This window comes from Prevotella corporis DSM 18810 = JCM 8529, assembly GCF_000430525.1.
Lineage (GTDB): Bacteria > Bacteroidota > Bacteroidia > Bacteroidales > Bacteroidaceae > Prevotella > Prevotella corporis.
On the sequence record NZ_AUME01000033.1, the window covers coordinates 1 to 13202 of the forward strand.

The window sequence follows — 13202 nt, forward strand, 5'->3', positions numbered from 1 at the left end:
CTTTTTGAACAATATCCGGACATCCAAAAGGCATACGGACTGTGCCACTCACTGCGCATAATCTTCGCCAAGAACACCATCAAGGATGCAGCCAGGCTCTCCATGGCACGGTGGTACAATAAAGTTGAAGAGGCAGACTTCCATTCATTCAATGTGATTGCTGCCACATTCTACGAGCATTATGATGAGATATTGAACTTCTATAACAACAGATCTTCGAATGCCATGGCAGAATCGTTCAATGCCAAAATTAAACTTTTCCGAGCCAATCTAAGAGGAGTGGCAGACAAGAAGTTCTTTTTATTCAGAATTGCAAAACTATATGCCTATCCCCATTGATTTTCTACTGAGCCGTACGGAGCCCCTTTGCGGCAGAACGAAAAAGCCCCGCACGGCAATAGCTGACCTTTCGTCGAGTGAAAGCTCACCTATTGCTCGGTAAAACCTATGCTTTTGTCGTGTGAAAGCTCTTGTGCTGATTTCCTGTGGATTGAGAACGACTTGCGACCGCGATCCTGTCGCAGGTTCAACCGTCGGGCGGTGCGGAGCAATGGCACGGACACCACATTGCCAGCAGCCCGAAACAACATAACGAGAGGATAACCTTCGGCTGGTCTTTTGTGTGTTCGTACACGTTGAGAATAAATATAAAAAAGTTCCTATATTATTTGGTCGTAACGAAAGAATTTACTATCTTTGTATTCGTTATCCTAAAAACAATCTTTTACCTTAAATGACTAATACCGATTTGAAGATTTTACGAAGCGATCGCCTGTGAGGGCCGTCGCTTTTTTCATTTATTGTTTCGTTCCCCATTTCTCATTCTCAGCCCCCTCAAGCGAGGCCCATCGAACCCAATTCTGCCGTAAGAGCCTGTCAGGAAGCAGCCTTTCCATCTTCTGATGGAGAACTTGCCGTCTGCTGACCGCTTGCGGCTGAAGTCTTTTCTGTGGGCATAGGCTTTCCCGTTACGCACTTTTTTAGTATCTTTGCCACATCATTCAGAAAATCAAACACTAAAAATGGGAAAACTTATCGTAAACAGTTACGACGAGCTGGCAGCCCGATTGGGCGAGAAGCTCGGTGAGAGCGAGTGGCTAACCGTCAGTCAAGAACGCATCAACCAGTTTGCTGACGCCACGCTCGACCACCAATGGATTCACGTTGACACAGAACGGGCAGCCGCAGAGAGCCCCTACAAGAGTACGATAGCTCACGGATACCTCACGCTGTCGCTGCTGCCGCACATGTGGGGTGAGATAATCGAGGTGAACAACCTAAAGATGATGGTCAACTACGGCATGGACCAGATGCGTTTCGGGCGTCCTGTGCCCGCCGGTGCGCGTGTTCGGCTGGTGGCAAGTCTGGCAAGCATCGACAATCTGCGTGGTATCTGCAAGGCAGGCATCAAGTTTCAGATTGAGATTGAGGGAGAACGCAAGCCCGCCATCGAGGGTATCGCCACCTTCCTCTACTACTTTGAATAGCCCGTCGGCTTTCGTCCTTGCGCCGGAGCTGGGCAATGCCATGCCGATGGCTGTCGTGCCGCCCGTCAGATGGGGCTGAAAGAGATAAAAAAAGAGTGCATCTTCATCGAGATGCACTCTTTTTATGATTCGGATTCAGTATGCTTTCGGGCAGCCTTCAGTCGGTCGCCGATGGCGAATACCAATTCCTTTGTATCTTTATTGTTGCTTATTTAGCAATGAACTTCTCAGCTTTCACAGAGCCGTCCTTGTATTCAATCTTCTTGATAACTACGCCCTTGGCAGCCTTTTCAATACGCTTTCCAGTGAGGTCGAAGTACTGAACGTTTGAAACCTCGCCCTCGTTGCCCTCGGTAGCCACAGTCTCGATGCCGGCAGCAGTTGCTTCAGGGTCTAATGTGTACATTGAGGATATGTCCATGCGACCGCTCCAAGCCTTGCTGTCAGAGTAGTAAGCACACAAACCGATGATTTTCGGATCGGTAGCCGTGTTCTCCAACTTGATGTTGTCTCCATCGACGGTGTAGATAATGTTAGGGAGCGACTCGTCAATCTTAATACCTTTGTCTGTTTGCTTCATCATTGCTACCATTACACCCCATGTTCCCTTCTTGCTGACACCGATACACTGACCGCCTGGTATGGTGATTGTGTTGCCAGAGATGGTTCCTTTTACCCAAGAACCAATCGGCCATGTTGATACTGGGTTCTGAATATAGACCTGATTGTCAGCAGTGAACACGACTTTCATCTCCGGCAAGGTGTCTTGGCTGGCGATAGTCGTTTCATACTTTCCCGTTTCCGGGTTCTTCTTTGGGTATGTTGCAACACCAGAACGTTTGTAAACCTTGATCGTTCCTGCTGGAGCGTCCTTGATTGTAACGAGTTCCTGAGCAGATGCTCCAAGGCTGAAGATAGCTACGATGGCTAAGAGTAAAAGTTTTTTCATAAATCAAATATGGTTTAAATGTTAATAATAAATTATTATAAGGTTATTTCTTTAATGATTGCAAAGATATAAAATAATTATTGATTGGCAAGTATTCTTCGAAAAAAGTTTGATTTTTTTATCCGATATGATATTTTTCCCGACAAAATGGCAGGAATGGCACACCAATGGCTGACGGGAGATGGTGAAGTTAATAAGTTTCAAATGGGTGATGGTTCGGAGAATATTTCGTAATTTTGCCGTTCAAATCAAACGACTGACCTGATGAGAAAAACTATTTTGTGGCTGGTGACGGCACTGCTGGCCATCGTCACGACCGCCAATGCACAGGAATATCACGGCGAGATGGAACGCATCTATCCCGAACAGCAGACACTTGCGAGGAAGGAAACTAAGAAAACGACCGCCACAAGGCAAGATACGGCGGAGCCGCAGCAGACACTTGTTCCTTATCTACAGCAGCTCGGACAGGAGCTTCTCAAAGGAAAGACGGGGAGTATTGTGGCAGAAGACCCTGCGACGGGTGAGCTTCTCTGTCTGGTAACCAACTCTCCGAACGGTCCTGACATCAACTTGGCCATCGCAACGGCCTACGCTCCCGGCTCGACTTTTAAGGTAGCGCAGGCGTTGGCACTGCTCTCGGAAGGCATCGTTGGCCCAAAGACCTCCGTTGGCTGCCGTGGCGTATTGCACGAGGGCAGCCTCAAGGTTGGCTGTCACAAGCATCCGTCGCCGCTCATGTTGCCGAATGCGTTGGCACACTCCTGCAACACGTGGTTTCTGAAGGCCTTCCGCTCACTGTTGTTGAGCAAGAAATACCTGAACAAGGACCAAGCCATCGACCGTTGGCGCGACTACATGACCAGTATGGGACTGGGGGGACCGACAGGGGTCGATATTCCCGGTGAGAAAGGTGGCCTCGTGGCCAACTCTCGGTATCTTTACAGGCGCTACAGTAAAGGTTGGACACCGCAAACCGTCATCTGGGTGGGAATGGGGCAGGGCGACATCACCGCCACTCCGCTGCAGCTTTGCAACATGGTGGCTTCGGTAGCCAACCGCGGTTACTTCTTTAGGCCGCATGTTCACCGTGGAACGGCAGCCCGACCGCTTGCCCAGCGCTACCTGATACGACGTGAGACGATGGTGGCGAAGTGGGCCTACAAACCCGTCATTTCAGGCATGCGGGGTGCTGTCGTGCGTGGTACGGCTGCGGCAATCAACACCCCCGCCTATGCCATTTGTGGCAAGACGGGCACGGTGGAGAACGAAGGGAAAGACCATTCGGCATTCATCGGCTTCGCGCCGATGAACAATCCGCGAATCGCCATTGCCGTTTTCGTGGAGAACGGTGGTTTTGGGGCTGACGTTGCGGCACCCATTGCGGCGAAAATCATCAAGGCTTACCTAAAATAAGGTGCTGACAATCGCCGACACATGCGTGCGGTCGAAGGACAGATACGAAGCTGCTGATTCGTGGCGAACGGCATCGGCGAGTGAAACATAGAGCAATGAGCAACTGAAAGCTCACCTTTCGGAACGTCATAGCTCACCTATTGGGCGGCAAAAGCTCACCTTTTATTTATTGGAAGCTATTGTGTTGATTGTCAGTGGTTTGCAAAAATGCTATTTTCGTGTGAGAATCCGCCCTGTGTCCCATAACAGTTTCTGTGCCCATCGGCCCATGACCACGGCCGAAACGATGGCCACGGCAGCGTCAATCCAAGTGATGTTCCAGATCATGGCACAGGCGATGCCCGCAATGGCGCCAAACTTGGTCAGCACGTCGGCCAGCAAATGGAGGTAGGCGGCATGACTGTTGTTGTCGCCCTCGCCCTTCTTGTCGTGCAGAATCATGGCACAGGCGCCGTTGGCCACCAGTCCTATGGCGGCGATGGTGAGCGCAAACTCATAGTTGGTTATCTGGGCATCTCCCTGTTGCATCCGTTCGGCGGTTTCCACGATGATGAACACGACCACCATGAGCAGCAGAATGCCACTCGTGAATGCCGACAGGTTCAGTATTTTGTCAGGGTCGTAGTGCTCGTTTCCCCGTTTCCTGAGTCGCCTCACTACGATGTAAGCCAGCCAGTTCAGACCTATTATCAGCACGTGGGCACCCATGTGGATGCCGTTGGCCAGTAATGCCATCGATTTCGACAGCAACCCAGTACCCACTTCGGCCAGCATGATGACGAATGAGAGCACCACCACCAGCCGAATGCGCTTTTCTTGTTTTGTCTTTGCTATGTCGTTCATTATTGATTGATTTTCCGTTGTTGGGCCAGCGCTTGTCGCCAACCGCCCCGTTTATCCGATGAGCCCGAATTTCCGCATGGCGTTGGCGATGCCGTCGTCGTCAACTGACGTCGTCACATGGTCGGCCACGGCCTTCACTTCCTCAACGGCGTTGCCCATTGCCACACCTATGCCTGCGGCTTTCAGTATCGATTTGTCGTTGCCCCCGTCGCCGAAGGCAATGCATTCCTCCGTTTTGATTCCGAGATGTCGGGCCACTTGCGCCAGAGCGCTGCCCTTGTCGGCCGCCCTCACGGTGATGTCGGTGAACGCCGGGTGCCATCTGGCCGATATACTCTCCGTCATCTCAGGCAGAATCAGCCGTTCGTCGTCTTCGGTGATGAACGGTGTCAGTTGCAATACGGGCTGTTCGAGCAGCGGTCCTACCGGTTTGTCCATGTCGATGTTCGTCACGCCGAGCCCTTCGACGAATATTTCGTTGAAGATAGGTTTGTAGTTGTGTATCGCCACCTGGTTTTTCCCACAGACAATCACGCAGTAGTCGCGCCTCGTGGCATCGTCCACCATCCTCATAACGTCAGCTGCGGGCAGTGGGGTGGTGGCGATTTCGTCGTTTCCGATGAAGCAATACGCACCGTTGAACGCTATGTAGCCTTCCACAAGCTGCTCCACTTCCTTGATGTTGTTGATGAGAGCGACCGGCCTGCCTGTCGAAATGAAAATCTTCACTCCGCGTTGCTTTGCCTCCGCTATGGCATGGATGGTTGATTGGGGGATTCGGTGGGTTCGGAACGAAACCAACGTGCCGTCGATATCAAAAAAAGCTGCTTTGATTGTCATATTCTCCTGAAATTTGTGTGCAAAGATACGAAAAAAAAATCGTTAACTTGGCACAATGAACCGACAATCCTTTGCCTCCCGACAGCATTACAAACATAAAAAAAGCCTTGACTGATATCGCATCAACCAAGGTTCCAATACTAAAACTAAATTAACCACTAAAAAAACTAATGCAAAGGTAATAAGTTTTTGTAATAGGTGCAAATAATGGGGAAAGTTTTTCCTTTATTTTATCTTTATTTAATTTTTTCTCGTTTATTCTTAAAATATATTTATTGTTTTTTCGGCTTATTTTATACCTTTTGCTTTTTGTTCGTACATCATTTATATCATGAAGGCAGCTTGTTCAATCGCCTGAAATCCCGTGTTTACCGAGGTTCTGTGGGCCGTTGCCCGATGGGTGGGGAAGGCTTCTGTGCTTTTTGCGCCACAAACCAGTCTGCCACGGCGATGCGGTTGCCGTCTGGCGGAAGGCTCGATGATGCCCTTCTGCATTTCCGACCTTCATCTCCCAGTTTTCGTTTCCCGTGCTCCCGATGGGCGACGAAACAGAGAAAAATGTTCCGTCCGATAGTCATAACCTATAAAAGAATGACGGGCAATGATGCGGAATTGAAGATTTTTTTGTACGTTTGCAGTTGTAAAGCCCCAACTCCCGACAGTTATAGTTCAGTCGTGGGTTACAAAAGCGACAATCAGATGAGACGTTTACAGACTATTATCCTACTCCTCGCGCTGCCATTGATGGTCGTGGCCCAGCGACCGGCCAGTCATCGCATCCCCAAAGATGCCATCTTCTACAACAGTAAGTGGCAAGGCGTCAGCCAAGCCGGTCAAGCGGCCTACTATCGGCTGCTGGCTGTTGATGACAGAGGTCAGAAAATGTTTTACGATTACTACATCACTGGCCAGCTGCGCGCCGAGAAACACTACGTTAGCATCAACCGGAAGGACGACCGTCGCACGGTGCTCACGGGAGTGGCGCGCACCTTCCACCGGTCGGGACGTGTGGAGTCGATCATGCGTTATAAGGGTGGGAAGGCCCATGGGCGAGCCGTCTCGTTCTATCCCAGTGGCATGGTGGGCATGAAGCTCAACTACAACAACGGATTGCTCAACGGAACCACCTACACCTACAACGAATCGGGGAAACTTGAATACACCACCGTCTGGCGTAACGGCTCAAAGGTGAGCGAACAGCGAGGAGGCCACGACAAATACATCAGCCAACAGACACACACCGACAGCTTCTGCGAAGAGTATCGGAAGGACGAGCCCCTCATCATGGCGCAGGCACAGGCCGTTGCGTCGGGAATGGACCAGCAAAAGCCCGTCGCCTGGTCAGGGGAGCGTGAGCTGCCGTCGCACAAAACCATTGCCGACGTTGCGCGGAGCGAGACCCCCGTGGCTGACAACGGCAATGTTTCGCCGAGTGGATTTGAACGGGAGAAGACCGAGTCGGAAAGACTTGCCGAGACCGTTCGCTATCCAGAGCCAGGGATTGCTGAGCCGTCGGCACACGAAACGCCAGCGACGGTTCCGCCAGTTGCAGACATCCAGTCGAAACCAACCACCAAAAAAGGAGCAAGGGCCCAGCTGAAGCGGGGAAAAGTCACCGATGCTGCCGCTGTCGGCGCCGCCACCGCCGCCCGTATCGCCACCACCCAAGTGCCGAAACCTGTACGACAAGAAGCCGAAAAGCCAGCCGAGCCATCACATCCAGCCATCCCCCGTGCCAAGGGAGAGTTCTCCTTTGCCGCCCTTTACCAGCTTTTGGCAGGCGGAGAGAACCGCACCAACGAACTGACCTTCTTCGATTCGTTGGCCGCCAGTCACGGTCTCACACTGTCGCAGACCATCAAGGGCCACGGGGCGCAGAAGGAACTCGCCTACAATCATAACATGTACTACGACGATGAGTCGGGAAAGGACATCGTTTCGGGCGAGAACCCACGTCAGATGGGATTCTTCGGCGTCGGCATGGGTAACCGTTTCACCATCCAGCGCATCAATCTCTATACGAGTTCGGCCGACGAAATGACGCATTTGGCAGAGGATGCACTGGCGCAAGGGTTCACGGTGCTGGGCGGAGGAGACTTCCGTGACATGGACGGCAACTTCGTTTTGCAGCATCCCGCTCACAACAAGGCAGGCGATCCCTATGCCGTCATCGTCATCTTCACCCACGTCGATGGCGCGTATGCAGGGCTTTACCACGTGCAGTTGGAAGCAAAATAACCCCGTCTTCAAGCACCGTCAAAACAATAGATGAGCTATGACAAAGTGAAAGGTGAGCTATGACAAAGTGAAAGGTAAGCTATGACAAGGTGAAAGGTAAGGTATGACAAAATAACGGAAAACTGAAAGAGTCAGAATAGGATTATGGAAATCAGACAACTCAAATATTTTTTGATGGTAACAGAGACGTTGAACTTCTCGACAGCAAGTCGCCGACTGTTCATTTCGCAAAGCAATCTGTCGCAGCAGATCAGCCAACTCGAACAGGAAGTCGGTCAACCCCTCTTCGAGCGTAACAGTCATGAGGTTCATCTCACAGAGGCGGGACGTGAATTTGCACCAGTGGCGCGCAAAGCCATAGACTCCGTGACCGAATGCATGGAGCACATGACCGATTTGCAGAGCCTTCGGACGGGAGAGCTGAACATCGGTGTGACCTTCTCTTTCGCTTCCATCGTCACCAAAGCCGTTATCGCCTTTCTCAGGCAATACCCCAAGGTGAAACTCAACATCCGTTACGACTCGATGGAGGAACTGATGGAGATGCTCAAGCAACGAGAGATAGACATTATGCTGGCTCTCAGCTCACCGAAAGGCGACGCAGCCATCGACCGCCGCCCACTTTTCGCCAACCGGCTGGCTGTCATCGTCAGTCGCAACCATCCCCTCTACCATGCCGATGGCATCACCCTCGACGAGCTTCAGCACTACGACCTTGTGCTCCCTTGCCGTGGATTGCAGGCCCGCAACACATTCGAGAAACTCATTGATCGCACCGACTACAGCTACAAAGTGAAGGTGGAAGTCAACAACGTCAGCCTTTTGCTCGACCTTATCAGTCATGCCAAATACGCCACCATACTGGCGGAATCGACTATCATCAAGAGCCACGACCTCAGAGCAATCCCCATCATCGCTGAGGGCAATGAAATCAGCGGATGCATCCACCTGCTCAAGGGCGCATACGTGAAGTGTTCGACACAGGAGTTCATCAAAATGATTACCCAGACCACAGCGGTCATGGTGCAGCGGGCCTTGGATTGAGTCGCCTGAGACCATCGTTGCCACCTGCTATTAGTTTCAATGATACCAGCAATCGGTAGAATCAGTAAACAATGATTCTGCCGATTGTCGTAAATCCATACCTTTGCCACAGATTTACAATTATCAATTTAATTTTGAAATATAAAAGGATATGGATTTATTGCAGAATCTTTTTTGTGGATTCCCTGATTTCTGGGGCGGCGGAGTGGCTCATTCTGTCCTGATTGTGTCAATCGTGATGGCTCTTGGGCTGCTCTTGGGCAAGATCAAAGTAAAGCAAGTGTCGCTGGGACTTGCCTGGGTGTTGCTCGTCGGCATACTCTTCGGGCAGTTCAACATGACCCTTGAGCCCAACTTACTCCACTTTGTGAAGGAACTTGGGTTGATCATCTTCGTCTTTGCCATCGGCCTTCAGGTAGGCCCTGGTTTCTTCTCGTCGTTCCGTCGCGGAGGTCTTGCGCTCAACGGACTGATGCTGATGGTCCTTGCCATGAGCATTCTGATAACGCTCATTATCAAGTATGTCGCCAATATCCCCATGCCCACCATGGCAGGCATCCTCTCCGGTGCGGTCACCAATACCCCGGCGCTCGGTGCGGCACAGCAGGCAACGACCGACATCTTCGGCATTGACGCACCAAAGATTGCCATCGGCTATGCCGTCACTTATCCCATGGGTGTGCTGGGCGTTGTTCTCTCATTCATTATCCTTCGCTACGTGCTGCGCATCAATCTCCGAAAGGAAGAGGAAAATGCCTTTCGCGGACTCGGCAGCACAGAGAGGTTGAGCATTCGCCACATCACCGTCGAGGTGGACAATGAGCGAATCATCGGCAAGACGATAGGCGAAATCAGCCAGTTTGCCAAGTGCGACTTCATGGTCACACGCATTGTGTTCAAGGACGATGACTCAACATGCCACATTGTTTCAGGAAACACCATGCTACACGAGGGCGATCGTATCGGCGTGGCTATCGCTCCGAAGGACGTTGCCATCATGAAGGCACTCTTCGGACAAGTGATTGACTTCGACTGGACGAAGTTCGACAGCATCATGAATGTAAACCGATTCTTGGTTTCCAATACTTTACTAAACGGCAAGGCCATTAAGGAACTCAATATCAGGTCGCGCTTTGGGGCAAACGTGGCGAAAGTAACCCGCAACGGTATCGACTATGTTGCCGTTCCTGACTTCGTGTTGCAGACTGGTGACGTACTGACCGTTGTTGGCACAGAAAACGCACTGGCACACACCGATTCTGAAGTGTCGAAGCGCAACAATCGCACTTCCTACGGTGACCTTATTCCTATCTTTATAGGCATAGCCTTCGGCTGTGTGCTCGCCCATATTCCTTTCATCATTCCAGGACTGCCGCAGCCTATTAAGTTTGGACTGGCTGGCGGACCAATGATTATCGCCATACTGATGGGCTATTTCGGAACGAAGCATCATCTGCTGAACATCGCCACTTTCTCATCGGGCAACATGCTGCGTGAAATCGGCATCACGATGTTCCTCGCCTGTGTGGGATTGCAGGCCGGTCGCGATTTCATCTCAACCGTTGTCACTGCCGAAGGGCTGCAGTGGGCAGGCTATGGACTGGCTATCACCATGCTGCCGATACTCATCGGGGGCATCATCGGCCGCTATTTCATGCACCTCAACTTCTTCACGCTGATGGGAGTGCTGTCGGGCGGCAACACGAACCCTCCGGCACTGGCCTATGCTAACGAACTGACTTCCACCGATGTACCGTCTATCGGCTACACGATTGTTTACCCCTTGGCCATGATTCTGCGCATCATCATCATTCAGGTGCTCATCATGTCTATCGTCTAAATAAAACGTTTACAACATGCAAGGAGACAAATCCTCAAAGCCCGAAAGATCGATGGAACTCGACGAGCTGCTGCTTCACGAGGAAGCGGCGCTGCGACGACAGGCCATTGATGACGAACGAAACATGACCGAGCACGAACTGCGCCGCAAACTCAACCTACTTGTGCGCACAGGTGCCATCCTCATGTCGAGCAATGCCGACTGTAACAGAATCATGCGTAACCTACGACGCTGCGAGGCTTTCCTCGGACTGCCTGAGGAGTATGTTCACATTCACCTTGACTACGACATCATCATGGTGAACATCAGCGACGAGCGACACTCGTTCTCCAAATACCAGCGGTGCGACCACCACGTCATCGAGTTCACTGTCATTTCGCGCGTCAGCAAGATGCTTTGGCAGGCGCTGCGTGAGGACTGGAGTCTCGATAGGTACGAAGAGGAACTCGATGCGCTGAGTCACGTGCCGAAGAACTACACCCCTTGGATGATAGCCGTGGCCGCTGGCTTTGCGTGTGGTGGCTTCTGTGTGCAGTTCGGGTGCGACTGGACGGCCTTCTTCTATGCATCGCTGCCCGCTATACTGGGCTTCAGACTGAAGATGTGGCTGGCACGGCACGACATTAACACCTATGTGGCAATAGCTGTCAGTGCCTTTTTAGCCACCATACTGGCCTGGCTCACTTCCTTTCTGTCGCTCGACCCGGAGATTGCGGCGAGCGTTCCGGCATTCATGCATAGTGCCACGCCCTACCATCCGTTGATGGCCTGCACGCTGTTCATCGTCCCCGGTGTGCCGCTCATCAACTTTGTCAGCGACATGGTGAGCAACCATGTGTCGGTGGGTGCGACAAGGGCCTACACTACGTTGATGATGCTGCTCGCCATGTCGTTCGGAATTGTGCTGGCCATTCAGATTTGCGGCATCGACAACTTTGTGAAGGACCTCAGCATGACGCCCCACAACACTTATTTCGACTATGCTTTGGCAGCGGCCATCTCGGCGATGGGTTTCTCAACCATCTACAACACGCCGCGGCGCATACTCCCTGTGCTGGCCATTTCAGGCATCATTGCCGTCTGCACGCGCAACTTCGTCAACCTTGGGGAGAGCAACGGCAACGTGGGACTCGACCAGGGCATCATCATCGGCTCGTTCGTCGGCTCGGCACTCATCAGCCTTATTGCCACCCGGCAGATGGTGTGGCACAACATTCCCCATCAGGTCATAGCCATTCCGGCGGTCATTCCCATGATTCCCGGTGTGCTCATGTATCGCTCGCTCTTCGGTTTCATTGAGATGACGGGCGTCGTCGGCGAGCTGACGGTGGCCTTCAACTACGGCATCAAGGCCAGTCTCGTCATCCTGTTCATAGCGCTGGGAGTGGCTATACCCAATATTTTCGTCAGGCGGATGATTGAACCGAAGTCGATGCTACGCCTGCTCAAACTCGTTCAGGCACGTCGCACGAAGCACAACGAGATGACTCATCTGTCGGAACTCTCGTAGTGGCAGGCGATGGGGGCAGATACTGACTGACGATTTTTACCTAACTGTGTTGTCGGCGGAGCACTGTGTCGCGATAATCCGTAAACTACTGACATGGTGACTTGAAAAAGCGGCATTGCTTCCGCCACACTTCAAAGCCTACACAGTGTCAGCGTACGATTCTTATTGGATTGTACGCTGTTTTTTTGATAGGGTGTGAGCGGTCTGCGGGTGACGTATTCCGAAGCCATTGCGCTGTTGAGCGATGCCGAAAAGTCACCAACGGAACGACATCTGTAATCGACATTGAATCAGTATTTTACACTTCGCTTCCCAAAAGGTGAGCCTTTGCAAAACAAAAGCTGACCTTTTGTCGAGTGAAAGGTCAGCTATGATGTTGCAAAAGGTCAGCTATGATGTTGCAAAAAGTCAGCTATATATAAATAGGTGTCGTGGGGTCGTAGTCTTGTCACGTGACTCCCATCTGTCGATTCGTTTGGCAGCGCCTATTTTTTCAGTGTGACGATGATGCGACTTTTGCCGTTTCCCATCTTCTCCACTTTCATTTCCTTGATGGTTGCTGAGCTTATTTTCTTGAGTTCGTCCATCGATGACATCTTGCCGTCGATGAAAAGCTCCTCTATCGGAGCGTCGCTCTTTGCCTCTGCTGCCATGTTGCCACCCGTGCGGTGCGTTTCCATCGTCATGGAAGTGCTGCCTGTCTTGCCACTATTGCATCTTCCAAAAACCTGTTGAAACGAGTGGGAAGACCGAAGCAGAGAAAAATGCAAACATTTATTCAGATTTTTCTTTGCGTTTCAATAATTATTGCTAACTTTGCACTGGCTTAAGGTTCACCGCAAGGTGATTAAAAGGGAACTGGGTGTGAATCCCAGACAGTCCGGCTGCTGTGAGTTGTCCTTATTAGACACAAACAGAGACCACTGAACGAATGTTCGGGAAGGCGTTTGTGATCAGGCAACAAAGTCAGAAGACCTGCCTCTGCCCCTGCTTCGACGTAGCCTCTTGGGATAGGCGAGGAAGTTAGAGAAACAG

General features: G+C 51.5%; 13 protein-coding genes and 1 riboswitch. Of the genes, 7 read left to right on the forward strand and 6 right to left on the reverse strand.

Annotation, left to right across the window (positions count from 1 at the left end):
• Positions 1-339: transposase (locus H515_RS0107005; protein ID WP_028901765.1), on the forward strand; the 339-nt coding region annotated here is incomplete at its 5' end.
• Between the two features lie 454 nt (positions 340-793).
• Here the strand turns inward: H515_RS0107005 and H515_RS14530 are convergent.
• Positions 794-976 carry a hypothetical protein gene (locus H515_RS14530; RefSeq protein ID WP_154653666.1) on the reverse strand — a complete coding sequence of 61 codons (183 nt, stop codon included), beginning with the start codon at positions 974-976 and terminating at the stop codon, positions 794-796.
• A 46-nt stretch (positions 977-1022) separates the two neighbouring features.
• On the opposite strand from H515_RS14530, the gene H515_RS0107010 reads away from it, so the two are divergent.
• A complete protein-coding gene (locus tag H515_RS0107010) occupies positions 1023-1487 on the forward strand; it encodes a MaoC family dehydratase (protein ID WP_025876831.1) in 465 nt (154 codons plus the stop codon).
• A gap of 208 nt (positions 1488-1695) precedes the next feature.
• Here H515_RS0107010 and H515_RS0107015 read toward each other — a convergent pair whose 3' ends face one another.
• On the reverse strand, positions 1696-2436 hold the full coding sequence (locus H515_RS0107015; protein WP_025876833.1) for a hypothetical protein: 741 nt from the start codon (positions 2434-2436) through the stop codon (positions 1696-1698).
• 264 nt (positions 2437-2700) lie between these two features.
• On the opposite strand from H515_RS0107015, the gene H515_RS0107025 reads away from it, so the two are divergent.
• Entirely contained in the window at positions 2701-3852 is a 1152-nt protein-coding gene (locus H515_RS0107025) for a penicillin-binding transpeptidase domain-containing protein (RefSeq protein WP_025876835.1), read from the forward strand.
• Positions 3853-4062: 210 nt separating this feature from the next.
• Here the strand turns inward: H515_RS0107025 and H515_RS0107030 are convergent, their stop codons facing one another.
• The 3 genes from H515_RS0107030 to H515_RS14535 all read right to left on the reverse strand — a co-directional run bounded on the left by H515_RS0107030 (position 4063) and on the right by H515_RS14535 (position 6113).
• Positions 4063-4698, reverse strand: coding sequence for a cation diffusion facilitator family transporter (locus H515_RS0107030; RefSeq protein ID WP_025876837.1), 636 nt, complete (start codon positions 4696-4698; stop codon positions 4063-4065).
• A gap of 48 nt (positions 4699-4746) precedes the next feature.
• On the reverse strand, positions 4747-5535 hold the full coding sequence (locus H515_RS0107035; RefSeq protein ID WP_025876839.1) for a Cof-type HAD-IIB family hydrolase: 789 nt from the start codon (positions 5533-5535) through the stop codon (positions 4747-4749).
• 368 nt (positions 5536-5903) lie between these two features.
• Positions 5904-6113, reverse strand: a complete 210-nt coding sequence (locus tag H515_RS14535; protein ID WP_154653667.1) for a hypothetical protein — start codon at positions 6111-6113, stop codon at positions 5904-5906.
• Between the two features lie 121 nt (positions 6114-6234).
• On the opposite strand from H515_RS14535, the gene H515_RS0107040 reads away from it, so the two are divergent.
• From H515_RS0107040 to H515_RS0107055, 4 genes are all read left to right on the forward strand, one after another.
• Positions 6235-7773 (forward strand): toxin-antitoxin system YwqK family antitoxin, encoded by a 1539-nt coding sequence (locus tag H515_RS0107040; RefSeq protein WP_028901766.1) that lies wholly within the window; start codon positions 6235-6237, stop codon positions 7771-7773.
• A gap of 144 nt (positions 7774-7917) precedes the next feature.
• Positions 7918-8817 (forward strand): LysR family transcriptional regulator, encoded by a 900-nt coding sequence (locus H515_RS0107045; RefSeq protein WP_025876841.1) that lies wholly within the window; start codon positions 7918-7920, stop codon positions 8815-8817.
• 151 nt (positions 8818-8968) lie between these two features.
• Positions 8969-10657, forward strand: a complete 1689-nt coding sequence (locus H515_RS0107050) for a putative transporter (RefSeq protein ID WP_025876843.1) — start codon at positions 8969-8971, stop codon at positions 10655-10657.
• A 124-nt stretch (positions 10658-10781) separates the two neighbouring features.
• On the forward strand, positions 10782-12167 hold the full coding sequence (locus H515_RS0107055) for a threonine/serine exporter family protein (protein ID WP_231728270.1): 1386 nt from the start codon (positions 10782-10784) through the stop codon (positions 12165-12167).
• A 485-nt stretch (positions 12168-12652) separates the two neighbouring features.
• Here the strand turns inward: H515_RS0107055 and H515_RS0107060 are convergent, their stop codons facing one another.
• Complete coding sequence (locus H515_RS0107060; protein ID WP_025876847.1) at positions 12653-12853, reverse strand: hypothetical protein; 201 nt, start codon at positions 12851-12853, stop codon at positions 12653-12655.
• A 125-nt stretch (positions 12854-12978) separates the two neighbouring features.
• A riboswitch (cobalamin riboswitch) is annotated at positions 12979-13164 on the forward strand.
• Positions 13165-13202 lie beyond the last annotated feature (38 nt).